22 protein-coding genes are annotated in these 18,841 nt (G+C 57.7%); 5 read left to right on the top strand and 17 right to left on the bottom strand.

Going from position 1 to position 18,841, the window contains the following annotated elements; all coding sequences use genetic code 11:
* Window positions 1-54: 54 nt before the first annotated feature.
* Window positions 55-543 carry a peroxiredoxin gene (locus BM352_RS02305; RefSeq protein WP_090211996.1) on the top strand — a complete coding sequence of 163 codons (489 nt, stop codon included), beginning with the start codon at window positions 55-57 and terminating at the stop codon, window positions 541-543.
* A 37-nt stretch (window positions 544-580) separates the two neighbouring features.
* Here BM352_RS02305 and BM352_RS02300 read toward each other — a convergent pair whose 3' ends face one another.
* The 7 genes from BM352_RS02300 to BM352_RS02270 are packed head-to-tail and all read right to left on the bottom strand — an operon-like array spanning window position 581 to window position 7,222.
* The gene (locus BM352_RS02300) at window positions 581-1,426 is read right to left on the bottom strand and encodes a mechanosensitive ion channel family protein (RefSeq protein WP_245780891.1); all 846 of its coding nucleotides are present in this window, start codon (window positions 1,424-1,426) and stop codon (window positions 581-583) included.
* Window positions 1,427-1,726 (bottom strand): 4a-hydroxytetrahydrobiopterin dehydratase, encoded by a 300-nt coding sequence (locus BM352_RS02295; protein ID WP_090211994.1) that lies wholly within the window; start codon window positions 1,724-1,726, stop codon window positions 1,427-1,429.
* Window positions 1,723-2,928, bottom strand: coding sequence for a GNAT family N-acetyltransferase (locus BM352_RS02290; protein WP_090211992.1), 1,206 nt, complete (start codon window positions 2,926-2,928; stop codon window positions 1,723-1,725). Before BM352_RS02290 ends, BM352_RS02295 begins: the two co-directional genes overlap by 4 nt.
* Before the next feature lie 30 nt (window positions 2,929-2,958).
* On the bottom strand, window positions 2,959-3,714 hold the full coding sequence (locus BM352_RS02285; RefSeq protein WP_090211989.1) for a glycerophosphodiester phosphodiesterase family protein: 756 nt from the start codon (window positions 3,712-3,714) through the stop codon (window positions 2,959-2,961).
* On the bottom strand, window positions 3,711-4,175 hold the full coding sequence (locus BM352_RS02280) for a RidA family protein (protein ID WP_090211986.1): 465 nt from the start codon (window positions 4,173-4,175) through the stop codon (window positions 3,711-3,713). Before BM352_RS02280 ends, BM352_RS02285 begins: the two co-directional genes overlap by 4 nt.
* A 12-nt stretch (window positions 4,176-4,187) precedes the next feature.
* Window positions 4,188-5,489 carry an HlyD family type I secretion periplasmic adaptor subunit gene (locus BM352_RS02275; RefSeq protein WP_090211984.1) on the bottom strand — a complete coding sequence of 434 codons (1,302 nt, stop codon included), beginning with the start codon at window positions 5,487-5,489 and terminating at the stop codon, window positions 4,188-4,190.
* Window positions 5,486-7,222, bottom strand: coding sequence for a type I secretion system permease/ATPase (locus tag BM352_RS02270; protein ID WP_090211981.1), 1,737 nt, complete (start codon window positions 7,220-7,222; stop codon window positions 5,486-5,488). Before BM352_RS02270 ends, BM352_RS02275 begins: the two co-directional genes overlap by 4 nt.
* A 183-nt stretch (window positions 7,223-7,405) precedes the next feature.
* Here BM352_RS02270 and BM352_RS02265 point away from each other — a divergent pair, with 183 nt between their 5' ends.
* Window positions 7,406-8,158: an MlaA family lipoprotein gene (locus tag BM352_RS02265; protein WP_090211979.1), complete on the top strand. Its 753-nt coding sequence runs from the start codon at window positions 7,406-7,408 to the stop codon at window positions 8,156-8,158.
* Window positions 8,151-8,744 carry an MlaC/ttg2D family ABC transporter substrate-binding protein gene (locus BM352_RS02260; protein ID WP_090211976.1) on the top strand — a complete coding sequence of 198 codons (594 nt, stop codon included), beginning with the start codon at window positions 8,151-8,153 and terminating at the stop codon, window positions 8,742-8,744. The genes BM352_RS02265 and BM352_RS02260 overlap by 8 nt, the downstream gene beginning before the upstream one ends.
* Here BM352_RS02260 and BM352_RS02255 read toward each other — a convergent pair.
* Window positions 8,741-10,945, bottom strand: a complete 2,205-nt coding sequence (locus BM352_RS02255) for a transglycosylase domain-containing protein (RefSeq protein ID WP_090211973.1) — start codon at window positions 10,943-10,945, stop codon at window positions 8,741-8,743. The genes BM352_RS02260 and BM352_RS02255 overlap by 4 nt on opposite strands.
* A 257-nt stretch (window positions 10,946-11,202) precedes the next feature.
* Here BM352_RS02255 and BM352_RS02250 point away from each other — a divergent pair, with 257 nt between their 5' ends.
* Window positions 11,203-11,541 carry a P-II family nitrogen regulator gene (locus tag BM352_RS02250; protein WP_090211967.1) on the top strand — a complete coding sequence of 113 codons (339 nt, stop codon included), beginning with the start codon at window positions 11,203-11,205 and terminating at the stop codon, window positions 11,539-11,541.
* Window positions 11,542-11,565: 24 nt separating this feature from the next.
* A complete protein-coding gene (locus tag BM352_RS02245; RefSeq protein WP_090211964.1) occupies window positions 11,566-12,885 on the top strand; it encodes an ammonium transporter in 1,320 nt (439 codons plus the stop codon).
* A 132-nt stretch (window positions 12,886-13,017) separates the two neighbouring features.
* Here the strand turns inward: BM352_RS02245 and ureG are convergent, their stop codons facing one another.
* The 9 genes from ureG to trxA form a co-directional block, all read right to left on the bottom strand.
* Entirely contained in the window at window positions 13,018-13,641 is a 624-nt protein-coding gene (gene ureG, locus BM352_RS02240) for an urease accessory protein UreG (protein ID WP_090211962.1), read from the bottom strand.
* Complete coding sequence (locus BM352_RS02235; protein ID WP_090211960.1) at window positions 13,638-14,285, bottom strand: urease accessory protein UreF; 648 nt, start codon at window positions 14,283-14,285, stop codon at window positions 13,638-13,640. The genes ureG and BM352_RS02235 overlap by 4 nt, the downstream gene beginning before the upstream one ends.
* Window positions 14,275-14,748 (bottom strand): urease accessory protein UreE, encoded by a 474-nt coding sequence (locus BM352_RS02230; RefSeq protein ID WP_090211957.1) that lies wholly within the window; start codon window positions 14,746-14,748, stop codon window positions 14,275-14,277. The genes BM352_RS02235 and BM352_RS02230 overlap by 11 nt, the downstream gene beginning before the upstream one ends.
* A gap of 7 nt (window positions 14,749-14,755) precedes the next feature.
* Window positions 14,756-16,465 carry an urease subunit alpha gene (ureC, locus tag BM352_RS02225; protein WP_090211955.1) on the bottom strand — a complete coding sequence of 570 codons (1,710 nt, stop codon included), beginning with the start codon at window positions 16,463-16,465 and terminating at the stop codon, window positions 14,756-14,758.
* 15 nt (window positions 16,466-16,480) lie between these two features.
* Window positions 16,481-16,795 (bottom strand): hypothetical protein, encoded by a 315-nt coding sequence (locus BM352_RS02220; RefSeq protein WP_090211952.1) that lies wholly within the window; start codon window positions 16,793-16,795, stop codon window positions 16,481-16,483.
* Window positions 16,795-17,100: an urease subunit beta gene (locus BM352_RS02215; protein WP_090211949.1), complete on the bottom strand. Its 306-nt coding sequence runs from the start codon at window positions 17,098-17,100 to the stop codon at window positions 16,795-16,797. The genes BM352_RS02220 and BM352_RS02215 overlap by 1 nt, the downstream gene beginning before the upstream one ends.
* Before the next feature lie 10 nt (window positions 17,101-17,110).
* Window positions 17,111-17,413 (bottom strand): urease subunit gamma, encoded by a 303-nt coding sequence (locus tag BM352_RS02210; protein ID WP_090211947.1) that lies wholly within the window; start codon window positions 17,411-17,413, stop codon window positions 17,111-17,113.
* 3 nt (window positions 17,414-17,416) lie between these two features.
* Window positions 17,417-18,274, bottom strand: coding sequence for an urease accessory protein UreD (locus BM352_RS02205; protein WP_090211944.1), 858 nt, complete (start codon window positions 18,272-18,274; stop codon window positions 17,417-17,419).
* Window positions 18,275-18,464: 190 nt separating this feature from the next.
* Window positions 18,465-18,785 carry a thioredoxin gene (trxA, locus tag BM352_RS02200; RefSeq protein ID WP_021102478.1) on the bottom strand — a complete coding sequence of 107 codons (321 nt, stop codon included), beginning with the start codon at window positions 18,783-18,785 and terminating at the stop codon, window positions 18,465-18,467.
* Window positions 18,786-18,841: the final 56 nt, after the last annotated feature.

The following is an 18,841-nucleotide window of genomic DNA, read 5'->3' as shown; positions in this document are numbered from 1 at the left end:
GTTCGGTATGAACCTATATGCATGAGGAACCAGAACTCAATCAGGGAAAACAACATGGCTATATCTACTGGCGACACACTGCCCGACGTAAATCTAATCCGTCTGGGCGCTGAGGGGCCGGAAGCGGTTTCCCTGTCCAGCCTGACCAAAGGTCGGAAAGTTGTGATCTTTGCAGTTCCGGGCGCTTACACCCCAACCTGCCACTCGGCCCACGTCCCAAGCTTCATTCGCACCAAGGGCGATTTTGACACAAAAGGCGTGGACGAAATCGTGTGCGTTTCGGTCAACGACCCGTTTGTGATGAAAGCATGGGGAGAGGCGACAGGTGCCACAGAGGCTGGGTTGACGATGCTGTCAGACGCCGGGTCCGAGTTCACCAAAGCGATTGGCATGGACTTCGACGCGCCACCTGCCGGTTTGATCGCGCGCTCCAAGCGCTACGCGATGTATGCTGAGGACGGCGTTGTGAAAGTACTCCAGGCCGAGGAAAGCCCAGGTGTTTGTGAAGTTTCAGGCGGCGAAGCACTGCTCGACAGTCTTTAAATAGCGAAGGCCCTGCCAAATTGGCAGGGCCGTTTCTTTATGCGCGCTCGGTGATGATCGTGCGTGTGGGGAATGGGATGTTGATATCCGCCTCGTCCAACGCCTCTTTCACCTTGCGGGTCATGTCTGCCCTGAAGGCGAAATACTCGGTTCGATCGCACCATACCCGAACCAGAAAATCGACGGAGCTGCCGCCGAGATTGGTGACCTGAATAAACGGTTCAGGTTCGCTGTGAGCCCGCTCATCCGCCAAAATCGTGTTGCGAATAACTTCTTCAGCTTTCGCAAGGTTCACTCCGTAGCCGACGCCAAACGTCCACTCCGCGCGACGGGTTGGGTAGACGGAATAGTTGGTGATGGTGTTTCCCCAAACCTCGGAGTTCGGAACAATCACTTGCGTGTTCGACAATGATGCCATCTCGACGAAGTTCAGGGTGATGTCTTTCACCGTGCCACTTTTGTCGTTGATCTCCACAAAATCGCCGACCTTGATTGGGCGGAACAAAATCAGCATCACGCCAGCGGCGACGTTGGAAAGCGTGCCTTGCAAGGCCAATCCAATGGCCAAGCCCGCCGCACCGATCGCCGCAACCATGGAGGTGGTCTGGATGCCGAAGGTGTTGAGCACAAACAGCACCGCGAACGCCATGACCACGTAGCGGGCGATGTTCGACAGGAAGTTGAACAGAGTGTCATCTAGCTTGGCGTGGTTCTCGCCAATCGAACGGATGCGGCGGCTGATCCAGCCTGAGACCAGCAAAGCGATCACCAGAATGGCGATTGCACTCGCTATGCTGCCAATAACCGACACCATCATGTCGAGGGTTAGGTAATCGGCAATGCTTTTGCCATTCCAGATTTCGGTATTCAGTAACTCTTCCACTTAACTCTCTCGCAGTCGGTCCATTATCTGTGCCAGTTTCACATCCAGTTTGGAAAGCCCGTCGACGTCATGGGTGATTAAGGTGACGACCACTTTATTGTAGACGTTTGACCACTCGGGGTGGTGATTCAGCTTTTCCGCATGAAGGGCGGCACGGGACATAAACCCGAATGCCTCGATAAAGTTCCGGAATTTATATGTTTTCTCAATTGCATCGCGGTCCGTGGCCTTCGTCCAGCCGTTTCCCAGTAGGGTTTGCAGCTCCCCTGCGCGCGCTGCGTCGGTTAGGGCTTCGGTCATGGGTCTACCTCTGTGCTGGATTGCTTGAAAGGGCCGTACTCGGTCATGATCTCTATATCCTCGTCAATCGCTGCACGTTCGGCGTGTAGAAACTGCTCGACGGCGCTGCTGAAGCCTTCATCGGCAATCCAGTGCAGGGAATGCGTCGCGACTGGCAAATACCCCCTTGCCAGCTTGTGAGAGCCCTGCGCGCCCGCTTCCACACGGCTCAGCCCGTGCGTGATCGCCCAGTCGATGGCCTGATAGTAGCATAGTTCGAAATGCAAGCAGGGGTGATCCTCAAGGCAACCCCAATAGCGGCCAAAAAGAGTGTCGCGCCCGATGAAGTTAAGCGCTCCTGCAATATATTGCCCATCGCGTTCCGCCAGCAGCAGCAACATGTCGTTTCTCAGGGTTTCCTGCGCTTCGTCGAAAAACGCGCGCGTCAGGTAGGGTGTGCCCCATTTGCGTGCGCCAGTGTCTTGGTAGAACAGCCAGAACGCGTCCCAATGCTCTGGCGTTATCTGGTCACCTGTCAGGGCAAGGATTGTGCCGCCAAAGTCAGCAGCTTGTGCCCGTTCCCGACGAATGTTCTTGCGTTTGCGCGCAGAGAGAGAGGCAAGGAAGTCATCGAAGCTGGCATAACCGTCCGAGGTCCAGTGAAATTGCTGGCTGAGCCTTGGCATCAACCCCATTTGAGCGCCAGCGTCTGCCTCTTGTTCGGTGCAAAATGTGATGTGCAGAGACGATACGTGGTTCTGCGCTGCAAGTTGCACTGCGCCTTGCACCAGCGCGGATTGTCCGACTGTTTCAAAGCCCGGTTTCACCAACAGCCTGCGCCCCGTCGCGGGGGTATGTGGCACCGCTATTTGAAGCTTGGGGTAATACTGGCCGCCCGCCCGTTCGAATGCGTGGGCCCAGTTATGATCAAAGATATATTCCCCCTGAGAATGGTTCTTCGCGTAAAGCGGGGCCGTTCCAATGAGGATGCCATCCTGGCGAGCCAGCAAATATTGCGGTTGCCAGCCGGTGCCTGTTCCCACAGAACCCGAGCGTTCCAGAGCCAGCAAAAAGCGGTGTGTCGTAAACGGATCGATGGGCCGACCTTCTTCTGCCTCTGGGCAGGCGCAGGCATCCCATTCGGCGGCGTCAATCTGCGACAGGCTAGAGATCACGCTGATCTCTACCTGAGTCTCCGCCCTATCATCGCTCCCATCATGCATGGCTCAAAGATGGGCCTTCATGAGGCAGGGTCAAGCGGGGATGAACCCCTCGAACGTAATGTTCTGCGCGACCTTCAGCGCTGCATCGGCCTGAGCCTGGCTTTTGATCGTCCAGCACAGGATTGTAGCACCTTGCGCCTTCAACTCCGTCACCCGAGGACGGCCAAGATCTTTAGCCTCATGGGAAATAAAACTCGACCCAGAGCTGTCAAAATCTGGGATTCCGCGCAGGTGGTCGCACATCTTGGCGGAAAGCGGTGCCCAATCTGACGGATCGTAAGCACTCGTTACCAACCCGCGTGGGCGGTTGGGGGCAAGGTTCGCCATCATCGCAGTGGAGTGTGGGTTGAACGACATCACAGCCGCCTCACCGTCGTAGCTGCTCAAGGCGTCAGCCACCGCGCGTTCAAGCGGGCCAACATTCGCGCCCATCGCGCCGTCTTGATCTTTGATCTCGATCAGAAGTGGCACGCGACCGTCTACCAAGTCCAGCACGGACTGGAGGTCGAAAATGGTGTCGTCGCTATCCGACAACGTCATACCGCGCACTGTTTCCGCCGTGCGGGTCTGGATCGGACCGCCTTCACCTGTCAGGCGTGCCATGTCGTAGTCGTGGAACACCATGGCCTGCGCATCGAAAGACAACTGCACATCAAGCTCGATCCCGTAGCCCGCATCGATCGCAGCCTTGAACGCGGAAGGGGAGTTCTCAATCACCCCTTTGGCGCGATCATGCAGGCCTCGATGCGTGATTGGGCGCTCCAGGAATGCCGCTGGCAGGGTCATGGTTTGATCTGGAAAATACCTTCGATCTCAACCGCGACATTGAAGGGCAACGCCCCTGCACTGACCGCGGACCGAGCATGTTTTCCTGCGTCACCCAATGCTTCGACCAAAAAGTCCGAAGCGCCGTTGATGACTTTTGGCTGCTCGGTGAAATCCGGGGTGGAATTGACGAAGCCGGTCAGTTTCACAACGCGTACAAGGCGGCTCAGGTCTCCACCACAGGCCGCTTTGAGTTGAGCCAAAAGCGAGATTGCGCAGGTGCGCGCGGCGGCGGCGCCTTGTGTCACAGTCAGGTCTTTGCCGATCTTGCCGGTGATGAAGCCGTCGTCGTTCTGGCTGATCTGACCAGAGATATAGACCGTGTCGCCAACGATAACGCTTGGCACATAATTGGCGGCAGGCGCCGGAGCGTCAGGCAGGGTGATGCCCATTTGAGCGAGGCGGGTTTCGTGATGCGACATGATGATCTCCGTTCAGGTCTCGCGGAAGGCGCGATTAAAGTAATCGGTAAAAGGTTTCAGCAGATATGTCATCGGTGATCTGTCGGCGGTGCGTATGAACCCGTCCACCGGCATGCCGGGGACGAGGTCCACGTCGCCCAAGCGATCAATCTCGCCTTCCTTCAGGGTCATCTCGATGCGGTAAAAGCTCCGGCCTGTCGCCTCGTCCCTGAAGGCATCGCCCGAGATCGAAGAAACCGTGCCGAACACCTCTGGCGTTGTGCGGGCGTCGAATGTGGCGAAACGCAGCGTCACATCCTGGCCCAAATGGACCTCGTCTACATGAATAGGCTCTACCTCACCGGTAATCACCATCGGACGATCTTGTGGCACAATGAACATCAACGCTTCAGCAGGTTGGATCACTGCGCGTTCGGCAAAGACTGATAGTCCGAATATCAGGCCTGAAACGGGGGCAGTGATATCAAGACGAGACAGCCGCTCTTGGAGCGACAAACGTTGCTCGCGCAATTCGAACTCGCGGTATTGCAGGTCACGAAGTTGGGTGATGGCTTCTTCCTTGCGTTGGGTTGCAAGGCGCAGGATCTCAAGATCGATCTCTGTGATCCGACCTTCGCTTTCTGCGGCAGAGGCTGTTAGCTCACCCACAGTGCCGCGGAGCCGTGCGTCCTCTCGGCGCAGGGCCAGCACACGGCTGGACTGGGCCAGCCCTTTGTCGAGCAGCCCTTGCTGAGCAACCAACTCCTCTTGCAGCAGCCCGAGTTGAGTTTCCAGCGCTTCTTGCTGCGCACGCACGCCGTCTACTTGATTTGCGATCTGTGCCTTGCGTTTTTCGAGCTGTTCAATCGATTGGCTGGCAGACGCGATCCGTGTTTCGAACAGGCGCTGCTGGCCGTCGATGAGCTCCTGCAGTTGCGGGCGTACTGTGGCCGCGTCCAACAAAAGCCGATCGAACGTGATCTCGGGTGTGTCGTCCCGCTCGGCTTTCAATCGGCCATTTCGGGCAATGATTTCGAAGAGTTGACCTTCGACGATCAGCAATTCCGATTTGAGCCTCGTGGCGTCCAACCGGATGAGAAGATCGCCTTTCTTGACGCGGTCGCCTTCGCGGACGCCGACTTCGGCCACAACGCCGCCATCAGGGTGCTGCAACACCTGCCGGTTCTGGTCGACCTCAATGCGGCCCGGAGCAATAATCGCGCCAGAGATATTTGCCTCTACCGCCCATATCCCGAAGCCGCCCAAAAGCACCACAAGTGCCAGACAGCCCAAGATTACAGGGCGGCGGGCAGACCAAGTTACGTCACGGCTCATGATACGCCACCTGGTCCGGGTTTCTGGGTGATGGTGCCGTGATTGGCAACGGTGCTTTTCAGGATTTCATCGCGCGGCCCGAAAGCGCGTCGCAGCCCCTGATCCAACACCATCAATAGCTCGCATTCCGCAATCGCAGATGGGCGGTGCGCCATGATGATCACTGATCCGCCTTCAGCCTTCATCGCACGGATGGCAGTGTTCAAAGCAAGCGATCCGTCATTGTCGAGGTTTGAGTTCGGCTCGTCCAACACCAGAAGGACGGGTTCGCCATACAAGGCTCGTGCAAGCCCGATGCGCTGTAACTCTCCCCCTGACAGCCGCCCGCGGGTCGCAGATATCGGAGTGTCGTAGCCCTGCGGTTGCCGTAGGATCAAATCATGCGCGTCGGCCTTCTGCGCTGCTTTGATGATCTCTTTCGGGTCTGCATTTGCCTGAAGGCGCGCGATGTTTTCACCAATCGTGCCGTCAAATAAAGTGACCTTTTGTGGCAGGTAGCCAATGTGACTGCCAAGGACATCAGGATCGTATTGGTCCAGCGCCGCGCCACCGAGGCGGATTTTGCCGCCGGCAGTGGGCCAGATGCCCGTCAATGCCTTGGCGAGTGTCGACTTTCCCGCGCCCGACGGGCCGATCACGCCCATGGCTTGCCCAGCCGGCAGATCGAACGAGATCATCCGCAGTGTCGCCTGCTTTTCGCCGGGCGGGATAACAGTGACCTGCTCGCCGGTCAGGCGGGCTTCGGGTCGCGGCAACGGGGTTCGCGCGGGCATCTGTGCCACTTCGGTCAGCAGCGCCTGCAGGCTCTGCCAGCCCATCTGCGCGCGCTGAACCAGTGCCCATTGGCCGATAGCCATCTCAATCGGAGCCAAAGCGCGGCCCAGCAGGATAGACCCGGCAATCATCGCACCAGCCGTCATTTCGTTTTGCAGCACCAGATAGGCGCCAAGGCCTAGCATGGCGGATTGCAAAAACAGGCGCAGCGTTTTGGTTGTCGCGGTGATGGCCCCTGCGCGATCAGCTTTCAGGACGGACTTTTGCAGTGAAATCGAACGCAGTTTTTGCCACCGGTCAAAGCTGGCTTCGCGCATACCAAGCCCAGCGATCACCTCGGTCTCGTCCATAATCTCGTCGGATAGGCGGTTGGCCTGAAGGCCGGACAACCCTGCTTCCATCTGAGGTTGGCGGGTGCTGCGTTGGTTTATCAGGGTCAGAACAACCAGCAAAGTGCCGCCTGCAACTGCCAGATAGCCCAGCCATGGGTGGAAAATGAAGATGGCAGCAACAAAAAGCGGAGTCCACGGCATGTCAAACAGCGCAAGAAGGGCGGGGGACGACAGTAGCGTTTGAACCGATTCAAGGTCGCGTAATCCGGTGTTGCCATCACCAGACCCCGGCGCGAGGTTCGATTTGCGCAACATGGCGGCGAAAACGCGCCGATCCAGCTTGTCTTGGAACCGCGCTCCGACCCGCGACAGGATGCGGCCGCGGGCGTAGTCCAGAATGCCCATCATGGCGTAGAGAAAAACCACCAAGATCGACAAGGCGACCAGAGTTTCTTCTGATCGGGAACCAAGAACCCGATCATAGACTTGGAGCATATAAAGCGGGCCCGTCAACATAAGCAGATTTACAAACACACTGAACAAGAAGGCGGCCACAAAAAGGGGGCGGCTTTCTCGACGTGCGGCGAGTAGCTCGGCTCGGCCAAGATGGTTTTTGTCTCTTCTCATGTGAAAGGTTTTAACCCCATTTTGCAGGCTCTGCGCCAGTGCCTTGTGCAAATGACCGGTGAATGTGCTTTTCTACCCTCAATTCCCGAAAGATTGATGGATCATGCCTTGAACATCTGGAAGTTTGAGACATCGTCCCATATAGCGCCACACTCGAACTTTGGACGACCGGTTGGGGGCACAATGAATAGCCTGCTACACTCTTTTTCTAAGCGCGCCTGCGCTGTTCTGGTCGCTGTTGCGGTTGCCGGATGCGCTTCTGCGCCTATCGAAACGGGGATCAATGACCCGATCGAAGCTCAGAACCGCGATACGCATGCCTCGAACAGGGCATTGGATAAAGCCATCGTTCGTCCTGCATCGAATGGTTATGGCAGCGTTGTGCCCTCGCCAGTTCGGACGGGCGTTTCCAATTTTGCATCGAATTTGAACCTGCCCGGGCAGGTTTTGAACAACCTTTTGCAGTTCCGCATTGAGAACGCAGGTCACAACACCTTCCGCTTTCTGGTGAACACGACATTCGGTTTGGGCGGTGTGTTGGATGTGGCGACGAATGCAGGTTTGGAAAACCGAAGAACCGATTTCGGTGAGACCCTTTATGTCTGGGGTGCGCCCGAAGGCGCGTATCTGGAACTGCCCATCGTTGGCCCTTCGACTGAGCGACATGCCGCGGGTCGTGTGGTCGATCTGCTGATGAACCCTCTCAATTTTGCTGTCGAAGGTCCGCTGCGCAGTGCTGGATCGGCTGCAAGTGTTGCTGCACGTTTTGGTGATCGCTACCGCTATTCAGATTTGGTAGACTCGGTCCTATATGAGAGCGAAGACAGCTACGCTCAGGCGCAGCTTCTCTATCTTCAAAACCGGCGCTTCAAGCTGTCAGGCGGGGTGCAGCCGGACTATATTGACCCCTATGAGGACGTCTATGGTAATGAATAATACTTTTTCTCGCCGTGCGTTTGTCGCAAGCCTTGCCGCACTGACGCTGCCACTTCCTGCCTTTGCCCTGTCGGGTTCTGCTGCTGAGAATCTGGTCGAAAGCGCTGTGGCTGACATCAACAAGATCATCGCTTCTGGCAAATCCGAAAGCGCGATACTGCGCGACTTCCAGCGTGTTTTCGAACGGTATGCGGACGTGAATATCATCGCGCTCACGACGCTTGGGCCCGCACGTCGCACTGCAAGCAATGCCGAAGTCGCTGCGTTTGTGGACGCCTTCAAAGGCTATTTCACACGCAAATATGGCAGGCGTTTCAACGAGTTCGTGGGCGGTCAGATCATCGTCGAAGGCTCGCGCAGCGCAAAAAGCAACGTCGAGGTTCAATCCACCGCCAAGCTGCGCGGCTCTGCGCCGTTCAAGGTGACTTGGTTGGTTTCAGACAAATCCGGTAGCCCGAAGATTTTCAACATTGTGATCGAAGGCGTGAACACCCTGACGTCCGAGCGTGCCGAAATAGGCGCAATGCTGGACAAGCGTCGTGGTGATATCGGCGCGTTGACCGCCGACCTCAAAAAGCTGGGCTAATTTCCGCCTAACAGTTTCCCGAGCAGATTGCCCACGTCACGGATGATCTGCTCGGTCACATTTTCCAGATTCTGCTGACCTTGAGAATTGCCACGCGGGCTTTGTGCTACACGGGGCTGCTGCTGCACGGGCTCAGGACGGGTCACGCGCGGCGGTGTTGCGGGGCGGATCATTGGCAAAGGCTCTGCGGGAAGTCCTGCGGTCACCCGCGTCATGGTCTCTTTCCAGATGTCCGCCGGCAATCCTCCGCCGGTCACACCCTTTAGCGGGGTGTTGTCGTCATAGCCCATCCAGACTCCGACGACATATTGCGCAGTGAAGCCTATGAACCAAGCGTCCTTGGCAGCGCTGGTGGTGCCTGTTTTGCCCGCGACCTCGCGGTCGTCCAGTTTGGCGCGGCGTCCGGTGCCGTCATTGACCACACGGTACATCATGTAGGTGAGTTGCCGAGCAGCATCCTCGGTAATAACACGCTCGCCAAAACCGCCATCCTGACCGATCAGCGCATCGCTATCCCCCTTCAGGCGAAGTTCCCTGATGCCATAAGGGGACACAGCCCGCCCGCCGTTCAGAATGCCAGCATAGGCCCCCGTCATCTCCAGAAGGCTGCTTTCTGATGCGCCAAGCGCCAGCGCAGGACCGTCGGCGAGTTCGTTATCTATCCCGAATTCTTCAGCTACAGCGCGAACCTGGTCGCGCCCAACTTCTTCGGACACTTTCACCGCGACAGTGTTGATGGACTGCGCCAGCGCGTCGGTCAGCGTCATCTCGCCTTTGAAGTCGCGGGTGTAGTTTTCCGGACACCAATTGCCCGAACCCGGAATGTTAATGCAATACTTCGCGTCCTCGACGACCGAGTCATACTGGAAGCCCAGATCCATAGCGGCCGCGTAAACAAACGGCTTGAAGGCAGAGCCCGTTTGACGCTTCGCCTGCACCGCGCGGTTGAAGGCACCGGAAACCTTGGACTGGCGCCCGCCGACCATGGCCCGCACCGCCCCGTCAGCGGACATCACTACGATGGCGGCCTGTGCTTTGGACCCTTCGCGAACCTTGTTCTCAAATATGTAATCCAGCGCGTCCTCAGCGGCACGTTGCAGACGCGTGTCGAAGGTGGACCGGATGATAACGTCTTCAGTGGTGTCATTCGCCAAAAAGTCAGGCGCTGTGTCCATGACCCAGTCAACGAAGTAGCCACCGGCTCTGGCTTGTGCTGCTTTCGACAGGGTTGCAGGTGCCGCGTTTGCGGCCGCTTCATCGGATGAAGTGATGTACCCCTGCTCACGCATCAGTTTTAGGACTGTCGCCGCCCGATCCTGCGCGCGTTGCAGATCGTTGGTGGGGGAATACACGGACGGGGCCTTTAGCAGTCCCGCAAGCATGGCCGCTTCGGGAACGCTGACTTGGGCGGCGTGTTTGCCGAAATAAACCTGTGCTGCGGCTTCGAACCCGCGCGCCCCGCCGCCCAAATAGGCGCGGTTCAGGTAGACCGATAGGATGTCGTTCTTGGAGTACTTGGCTTCCATCGCAAGCGCATACAGCGCTTCCTTGCCCTTGCGTGCGAGCGTTGTGCGGCGACAATCGGCCTCGTATTCAGTCTCGTTCTTCCACTTGGCCGGATCAAAATTTACACCAAGACACAGGAGCTTGGCGGTCTGCTGTGTCAGGGTGGATCCGCCATTGCCCTTCCACGGTTTCCGGCCCTCGCGCATGTTGATACGCATCGCAGAAGCGATACCGCGCGGAGAGATGCCCAAATGCCAGTTGAATCGCTTGTCCTCGGTGGCGACCACGGCGTTTTTCAGGGCAGGGGCGACGGATTCAGCGCGGATGGCGCCGCCGAAATTGTCACCACGCCACGCGAAGACGACGTTCTCCCGATCCAGAAGGGTGACGGAGCCCCGGGTTCGGCCGTCCAGCAGTTGCTCCACTGGCGGGAGCTGCGCATAGGTGTAGGCCACTGCCGCTGCCAGCAGGATAGCCCCAACGGCGGTGATCCGCCAAGTGAGGCGCCAGATCAGGCGAACGGTCCAGACGAATGGAAAAAGAATCCAACCGATGATGCCGCGCTTTTTGGAGGCGGCCTTGCGTTTGGTCGCGCGCGGCTTGGGCTTTGCCTTGGGCTTCGCCTTTGCTGATGGCGCCTTGTTAAAGCGCTTTTCGGCCACCAATGGCGGCTTTTTACGTCCGGAATTGCTCATTTACCTGCGCTTCAAGGCTGCTTGTTGTTGCAATCAATATAGGGCGGGTCGAGTCGGATGTGGAGGGAAAGTCTTAACACTGCGCGTCTCAATTTTGATCATTTATTAGGCACTGGCTAAATATTGTGCAAAAAATCATGCCGCAAGGCAGCATTATGCGCTCATTTCATACCTTGAACGTTGCTGCGCAGGCCCCTTGAGACTGTTCTCTCTTCAGACGTGCCTCCGCTAGCGAGGTGAAACCGAAGGGGAAGACAGTGAAACTGATCATTGCAGCAATCAAGCCGTTCAAGCTGGAGGAAGTTCGCGAAGCGCTGACCTCCATCGGCGTGCGCGGGATGATGGTAACCGAGATTAAAGGCTTTGGCTCGCAATCCGGCCACACCGAAATCTATCGCGGCGCGGAATACGCCGTGAATTTTGTACCGAAGGTCAAGCTGGAGATCGCAGTTGCGGCTTCAATGGCTGACCAAGTGGTCGAAACAATCGCCACCACCGCCAAGACCGACAAGATCGGCGACGGCAAGATTTTTGTGCTCGACGTGACGCAAGCCGTTCGCGTGCGCACCGGCGAAACTAACGAAGACGCGCTGTAAGGCGCTGCAAGGGGAAACTGACAAATGAAACTCACAAGAACTCTAACCGTTGTTGCCGCGCTCACCGCGCTGCCGACAATGGTGCTGGCCCAAGACGCCGAGGTCCTCCCGATCTCGACCGAGGTCGGCTTCATCTTCAACACCTTTATGTTCCTTGTGGCGGGCTTCCTCGTCTTCTGGATGGCGGCTGGGTTCGCAATGCTGGAAGCCGGTTTGGTGCGTTCCAAAAACGTGGCCATGCAGCTGACCAAGAACATCGCGCTCTTCTCTTTGGCCGCGATTGCTTACTACCTTGTTGGCTACAATCTGATGTACCCCGGCGACGGTTGGAGCATTGACGGCATCATTGGTGCTTTCTCGACCACTTCGCTTGAAGGCGTCGGCCTTGACGGCTCCGAGCCCGATCTGACCTATGCGTCCGTCGGCTCTGACTTCTTCTTCCAGTTGATGTTCTGCGCAACGACTGCATCGATCGTCTCCGGTACCTTGGCCGAGCGGATCAAGCTGTGGCCGTTCCTGTTTTTCGTGATCGTGTTGACAGCCTTCATCTATCCAATCCAAGCCTCTTGGAAATGGGGCGGCGGCTTCTTGGACGGCATGGGTTTCCTTGACTTCGCAGGCTCGACCGTTGTGCACTCCGTTGGCGGCTGGGCTGCTCTGGCTGGCGCGCTGATCCTTGGACCACGTATCGGTAAGTACAAAGAAGGCCGCACGGTTCCATTCATGGGCTCCAACCTACCACTTGCCACCTTGGGTACGTTCATCCTGTGGCTCGGCTGGTTTGGCTTCAACGGCGGCTCCCAACTGTACATGAACACTGCGGGCAACGTCACTGACATCAGCCGCATCTTCGCCAACACCAATACGGCTGCTGCCGGTGGTGCGGTCGCCGCGCTGATCCTCACGCAGCTGCTCTACAAAAAGGTCGACCTGACTATGGTGCTCAACGGTGCGCTGGCTGGTCTGGTGTCCATCACAGCCGAGCCACTGACACCATCCTTGGGTGTAGCTACTCTGATCGGTGCTGTTGGCGGTGTGATTGTGGTCTTCGCAGTTCCATTCCTCGACAAGCTGAAAATCGATGATGTGGTCGGTGCGATCCCGGTTCACCTCTTTGCTGGCGTCTGGGGCACCATCGCCGTTGTCCTGACCAACGGCGACGCAAGCATCGGCACGCAGCTCTACTCGATCATCGTGGTCGGCATCTTCACCTTCGTAGTGTCGGGCGTGATCTGGTTCATCCTCAAGATGACCATGGGCATCCGTGTCACCGAAGAAGAAGAAGTCATGGGCCTCGACATGGCAGAGTTGGGTATGGAAGCTTACCCAGAGTTCACCAACTAAGCTCTGGCCCACAGACTAAGACAATAGCCCGGTCCGGAAACGGACCGGGCTTTCTTGTGCCGCAAGGGAAGACAAAAAAAAGTGCGCCGCAACTGAGGTCGCGGCGCACTCCAATTGTTTGTGTTTGGTAACTTACACGCTGGTGCGCAGCCCCCCGCTTTCGATGATATAGCGCACAACCTTCTCAACACCGTCGCCGTGGCGAAGCGCGCAGAAGACATAAGGTCGACCTTCACGCATCTGCTCGCTATCGCGGCTCATCACCTCCAGCGAAGCACCGACATGTGGCGCTAGGTCGGTTTTGTTGATCACCAACAGGTCAGACTTGGTTAGCGCAGGCCCGCCTTTGCGTGGAATCTCTTCACCTGCGGCCACATCAATCACGTAGATCGTCAAATCCGCCAATTCGGGACTAAAGGTCGCCGACAGATTGTCGCCACCGCTTTCGATCAGCACCAATTCCAGGTCGGCATGACGGCGTTCCATCTCGGCAATTGCGGCGAGGTTGATCGAGGCGTCCTCGCGGATTGCTGTATGTGGGCAGCCGCCTGTTTCTACACCGATAATCCGGTCGCCGGGCAGGATTTGCATCCGCATAAGCGCTTCGGCATCCTCTTGCGTATAAATATCGTTGGTGATCACCCCAAGTGACACTTGCGGGTGCAGTGCTTTGGCAACCGCTGCCGTTAGCGTGGTCTTGCCTGCGCCAACAGGGCCACCGATACCAACACGCAGGGGGCCATTCATCGTGCTCATGTGCGAAAGATCCTTGGTTGCAGTGTCTCGTGCCTCATCGACGCTATGTCCGACAAAAAGGCGGTGCTGTGCAGGTCGTCAAGCGTCGCAGATTCAGTGCTGGCCGCAAGGGCGTCGCAAAGTGGGGTCAGTTCCGCCAGAACAGACTGCCCTTCGGTTTGACCCAACGGAACCAGTCGCACGGCTGCGGACACAAGGTTGCTCGTGAAAGACTGAAGGTACATCGCCGCCGTCAGGTCGACAGGGAGACCTTCGCGACGCGCGGCAGCCCCAACGGCGACAGCGTTGGTTTGGTCGGGGACATCGCCGCCCCAGATCGCGGCGGTGGTTTTGCCAAATGCCTGGCCCATCAGAAATGCCTCCTGAACGCGTTCTTTTGAAGCGGCGAAGGCACGGGCTGTGTCGTCCACGATTTGCAGTTCGTCATTGGTCTCACAGGAATATGACGCCCGCAGCAGGATGCAGTCTGTGCGCCCGCTCCCGTGTTCCAGCACATCTGAGAGCCACGCTTTCAAACTGGACGCGCAAGCGACTTCACCGCTGTGAATCGCGGTTTCCAACCCGTGCGAATAGGCGAATGCGCCTATCGGGTAACTTGGCGAAAACCACTGTGTTAGGGTCAGAATTTTGGCGCTAGTGGTCATGTGCCGTAGCGCCGTGTTCGTGTGAATGCGTGCGTCCGTGGCCGTAAGCCCCACCTTCAGGCGTGAATGCGGCGGTGACGTCTTCGATCTGCGCGTCAAGATGCTCCAGCATGTGGCGAATTACGGGATCGTTCTGGATCAAAATGCGGTCAGTTTCGACCTGACAGGGCGTATGGCGATTGCCTATATGCCAAGCCAATTGCGCAAGGTTAGAGCCTGAAACTGACAGTAAGCTTTCAGTCGCAGCTACGATTTCGACCAAGTGGTCGTTCTCCAGTTCCAACGCATCTCCGTCATCTAATGATGTGGTGTGCGGCAGGTCGACAAGGAACGGGACTCCTGCGTCCGTTGTCAGGCGTTTGCGGCGCAAGAACCGGCTGGCGTAATCAAGCGTGCATTGCTCCGCCGTGCCGGACCAGTGCCCCTTGCGGTGTAGCGTCTGAGCAAGTGCGAGTTCGGACATGGTACCCTCAAAACATGAAATAGCGCTGCGCCATCGGTAGGCTTTCGGCGGGCTGACACGTAAGCAAGACGCCGTCTGCCCGAACCTCGTAGGTTTCTGGGTGCACCTCTATCTGCGGCAGCGCGTCGTTCAGCACCATGTCGGACTTGCCAATATTGCGGGTGTTTTTCACCGCGATTGTTTGCTTGGCCAGCCCAAGCTGTCCTGCGATGTCTGCCGCATGGGCCGCACCAGATACAAAGGTGACCGAGGACTGCTCCAGCGACCGACCGTAAGCGCCGAACATTGGCCGCGTATAGACCGGTTGCGGCGTCGGGATCGAAGCGTTTGGGTCACCCATCTGCGCAACCACGATTGTTCCGGCCATCAAAACCATTTCAGGTTTTACCCCGAAGAAGGCAGGGCTCCACAATGCCAGATCGGCTCGTTTGCCCACCGCAATGCTGCCAAGGACGTGACCGACACCTTGGGCAATCGCAGGGTTGATCGTGTATTTGGCGATGTAGCGGCGCACACGGAAGTTGTCGTTGTCGCCTGTCTCCTCGGTCAATCGCCCGCGCTGTTTCTTCATCTTGTCGGCGGTTTGCCAAGTGCGGACCAGCACCTCACCCACGCGGCCCATGGCTTGACTGTCCGAGGCGATGATCGAGAATGCTCCCATATCGTGCAAAATATCCTCTGCCGCGATGGTTTCGCGCCGGATGCGGCTTTCGGCAAATGCGATGTCCTCTGGAATGGATTTGTCGAGGTGGTGGCACACCATCAACATGTCCAGATGCTCCTCCAGCGTGTTCACGGTGAACGGCCGTGTCGGGTTGGTGGAGGATGGCAGCACATATTCTTCGCCGCAGACCTTTATGATGTCGGGCGCATGCCCGCCCCCCGCGCCTTCCGTGTGGAATGCATGGATGGTGCGCCCTTTCATTGCGGCGACTGTATGCTCCACAAAACCGCTCTCGTTCAGGGTATCGGTGTGGATCATCACCTGCACATCCATGTCGTCCGCCACCGACAGGCAGCAGTCAATGGCGGCGGGGGTGGTGCCCCAATCCTCGTGCAACTTCAACGAGCAGGCGCCGCCTTCGACCATTTCGATCAGCGCATCAGGTTTGCTTGCGTTGCCCTTGCCTGACAAACCGATATTCATCGGAATGCCGTCAAAGGCTTGCAGCATACGTCCGATATGCCACGGCCCGGGTGTGCAAGTGGTGGCCAATGTGCCGTGGGCGGGTCCGGTGCCGCCGCCAAAGCAGGTTGTCACGCCAGAATGCAGCGAGTCTTCCATCTGCTGCGGGCAAATAAAGTGGATGTGGCTGTCCATACCGCCTGCCGTCAGAATGCGGCCTTCGCCAGCTATCACTTCTGTTCCGGGACCCACGATGATGTCGACGCCGGACTGGGTATCAGGGTTACCTGCCTTGCCGATGGCGTGGATCAAGCCGTCCTTCAGCGCTACGTCGGCCTTGTAGATGCCCGAATGGTCCACGATGAGTGCATTGGTGATGACCGTATCCACGGCGCCGCCGGCGCGGGTCACCTGAGACTGGCCCATACCGTCGCGGATCACCTTGCCACCGCCGAATTTGACCTCTTCACCATAGGTGGTCAGGTCGCGTTCGACTTCGATTATCAAGTCGGTATCCGCCAACCGCAGCTTGTCGCCGGTGGTCGGGCCATACATCGCCGCATATTGGGCGCGGGAGATTTCGCGGGGCATAGGTGTCCTTCTCTTCTAGCGCAGCTTCGGGCCGCGTTTCGCGAGGCGTTTCGAATTGGCGCGTGTCTTGCGTCGAACTGGTTTGATTGCGGCGGCAAGAACTTGATCTGGCCGCTGCCCTTTCATGGTGGCCAAACCTGCAGCCATCATGCCTTGCTTCGCGGCCTCGGCTTTCTCGCTAATCATGCGTTGGTTTTCGCTGTCGGTGACGGCCCAGAATCCGGCCATACCCCAAATGCGCATGCCGATGACCGCATTCGCTTCCATGGTCATCATTCCGAGCTGGAGGGCGTTTTGCCAGTGATCGAGCGGCGTTGCGTTTTTTCCCATCACAAATCCCCCATAACTTGACTGTTGAAGCCAAAGATGCGGCGCTCGCCGCCGATCGGGATGAGATCCACCTCGCGCCGCTGCCCCGGTTCGAACCGCACGGCGGTGCCTGCCGCGATGTCCAGCCGTGTGCCGTGTGCCGCGTCGCGGTCGAATTCAAGTGACGGGTTGCTTTCCGCAAAGTGGTAGTGGCTTCCGACCTGAACGGGCCGGTCGCCGGTGTTCGCAACCATCAGGGTTATAGCCTCTTTGCCCGCGTTTAGGGTTAAAGTGCCGTCGGCAGGGAACAATTCTCCGGGGATCATCTGAACTTCCTTAGCGGATAGGGTTGTGGACGGTGACCAGCTTGGTGCCGTCCGGAAACGTGGCTTCAACCTGCACTTCGTGGATCATCTCGGCGATACCGTCCATGCATTGCTCGCGGGTAATCACCTGACCGCCCGCTTCCATCATGTCTGCAACAGACCGCCCGTCCCGTGCACCTTCGACAACTGCGTCGGTGATCAGTGCAATCGCTTCGGGGTGGTTCAGTTTCACACCGCGTGCGAGGCGTTTACGCGCAACTTCGGCGGCCATGGCCACCAGCAATTTGTCCTTTTCACGGGGGGTCAGTTGCATAAGTCAAAGTCTCCATGACGTGGGAAGAGTGTTGTGCGTCAACAGATCCAGCACAGGGACCAAACTGCGACGCATCTCAAAGCTGTCGCTGGCGAGCAGGCGCAGTACCAATACATCCTCTGCAATCATGCTGGCGCCGGCTGTCTTCGGAAGCAGGGCACGGATCGCATCAAGTTTCGGTGCGGCGTCGGGCGATACCATGACAAGGGTCGCCATCGCTCCCGCGCCGTTGGCAATAGCGGGGCGGGCGAGATGGGCAGCCGCGTCTCCTAAGAGGCGCATTCCGTCCAAATAAATCGCGCGACCGCCGCGATTTATTTGGATGCGATCGTCGAAATTCACTTGAGTTAGAGTCTCTTTCATCGCTGCGCGACCGAACACTAATGGCTCCACCATCAGCAGTCGGGCCCTGCTCGCGAGGGCGATATCCAGACGACGACACAGCGCACTGTTGTCGAACAGAATCATCTCTTGTGGAAGCCAGTTCAGTTGGGCGTCTTCGGCAACGGTTAGTCGAGTTTTTACGCGCCCGACCTCGCCGGTCTGGGCTTTGTAGGCGCGCTCCGCTGCCTGAGTGGTCAGGGTGAGCGTTGCGCCAGCCCCGACATCGGCAGAAACTTCGAACCGGTCGCCACCTGTGATGCCGCCCGCAGTGTTGACAATGATCGCCTCGGCATCCGGCCGGTGGGTTTGCGGGAACACCAATTTGAGGGAGCCCGATTGGCGCAGGTTGGCAAGCCGCGTTTGGCCCGTCTCGCTCGCGCGCACAGAAACCTGCCCCGCACCAACGGCGCGCGGTTGACGTGGGACACTTTCGTGCGGTTCGGGGTTGGCGGTGTGTAGGATCGCCGCCTCCAGCATATGGTTTCCAATCCTGCTGTTGGATCACAGCTAAGGGCAGGTTGGCAGAGTTTGGCCCATTATCTGCCGCAACTAATGGCAATATGCCTAAATAATGAGCAAACTTAGAGGGGTTCGCATATCCTCAGGGCAAAGAAAAAGGGCGCAGCCGGTCGACCGCGCCCTTTCTGAATTCAATGCCGCTTCCGAATTAGACGGTCTCTTTGATCCAGCCTTCGAATGCGGATTTCGGAGCAGCGCCAACGCGGTTGGATACGACTTCGCCGTCCTTGAACATGAACAGAGCAGGAATGGAGCGCACGCCAACGGCTGCGGCGGCATTCGGGTTCTCGTCAATGTTCACCTTAACGATTTTAACTTTGCCTTCGTATTCAGCGGACAGCTCTTCCAAAGCTGGGCCGATCTGTTTGCAAGGACCGCACCATTCTGCCCAAAAATCAACCATGACGGGGATGTCAGAGTTGCGTACTTCGGCGTCAAATGTTGCATCAGTTGCTGCGACGGTGGCCATGTTTAGCCCTCCAAATGGGTCTGATTTATGTTGGTTGGAACGTAGGTACCCCAGCC

Origin of the sequence: Litoreibacter janthinus, from assembly GCF_900111945.1 — a bacterium.
Taxonomy (GTDB): domain Bacteria; phylum Pseudomonadota; class Alphaproteobacteria; order Rhodobacterales; family Rhodobacteraceae; genus Litoreibacter; species Litoreibacter janthinus.
The sequence above is the reverse complement of the archived record's forward strand: the minus strand, read 5'-3'. Positions and strand labels throughout refer to the sequence as shown.

Coding starts and splice junctions, on each gene's coding strand:
- BM352_RS02210 (WP_090211947.1), bottom strand. CDS start 17,413: ATGCAACTGACCCCCCGTGAAAAGGACAAATTGCTGGTGGCCATGGCC.
- ureC (WP_090211955.1), bottom strand. CDS start 16,465: ATGCCCCGCGAAATCTCCCGCGCCCAATATGCGGCGATGTATGGCCCG.
- BM352_RS02215 (WP_090211949.1), bottom strand. CDS start 17,100: ATGATCCCCGGAGAATTGTTCCCTGCCGACGGCACTTTAACCCTAAAC.
- BM352_RS02245 (WP_090211964.1), top strand. CDS start 11,566: ATGAAACTCACAAGAACTCTAACCGTTGTTGCCGCGCTCACCGCGCTG.
- BM352_RS02285 (WP_090211989.1), bottom strand. CDS start 3,714: ATGACCCTGCCAGCGGCATTCCTGGAGCGCCCAATCACGCATCGAGGC.
- BM352_RS02290 (WP_090211992.1), bottom strand. CDS start 2,928: ATGCATGATGGGAGCGATGATAGGGCGGAGACTCAGGTAGAGATCAGC.
- BM352_RS02235 (WP_090211960.1), bottom strand. CDS start 14,285: ATGACCACTAGCGCCAAAATTCTGACCCTAACACAGTGGTTTTCGCCA.
- ureG (WP_090211962.1), bottom strand. CDS start 13,641: ATGAGCACGATGAATGGCCCCCTGCGTGTTGGTATCGGTGGCCCTGTT.
- BM352_RS02305 (WP_090211996.1), top strand. CDS start 55: ATGGCTATATCTACTGGCGACACACTGCCCGACGTAAATCTAATCCGT.
- BM352_RS02275 (WP_090211984.1), bottom strand. CDS start 5,489: ATGAGCCGTGACGTAACTTGGTCTGCCCGCCGCCCTGTAATCTTGGGC.
- BM352_RS02260 (WP_090211976.1), top strand. CDS start 8,151: ATGAATAATACTTTTTCTCGCCGTGCGTTTGTCGCAAGCCTTGCCGCA.
- BM352_RS02295 (WP_090211994.1), bottom strand. CDS start 1,726: ATGACCGAAGCCCTAACCGACGCAGCGCGCGCAGGGGAGCTGCAAACC.
- BM352_RS02230 (WP_090211957.1), bottom strand. CDS start 14,748: ATGTCCGAACTCGCACTTGCTCAGACGCTACACCGCAAGGGGCACTGG.
- BM352_RS02205 (WP_090211944.1), bottom strand. CDS start 18,274: ATGCTGGAGGCGGCGATCCTACACACCGCCAACCCCGAACCGCACGAA.
- BM352_RS02280 (WP_090211986.1), bottom strand. CDS start 4,175: ATGTCGCATCACGAAACCCGCCTCGCTCAAATGGGCATCACCCTGCCT.
- BM352_RS02265 (WP_090211979.1), top strand. CDS start 7,406: ATGAATAGCCTGCTACACTCTTTTTCTAAGCGCGCCTGCGCTGTTCTG.
- trxA (WP_021102478.1), bottom strand. CDS start 18,785: ATGGCCACCGTCGCAGCAACTGATGCAACATTTGACGCCGAAGTACGC.
- BM352_RS02270 (WP_090211981.1), bottom strand. CDS start 7,222: ATGAGAAGAGACAAAAACCATCTTGGCCGAGCCGAGCTACTCGCCGCA.
- BM352_RS02220 (WP_090211952.1), bottom strand. CDS start 16,795: ATGGGAAAAAACGCAACGCCGCTCGATCACTGGCAAAACGCCCTCCAG.
- BM352_RS02255 (WP_090211973.1), bottom strand. CDS start 10,945: ATGAGCAATTCCGGACGTAAAAAGCCGCCATTGGTGGCCGAAAAGCGC.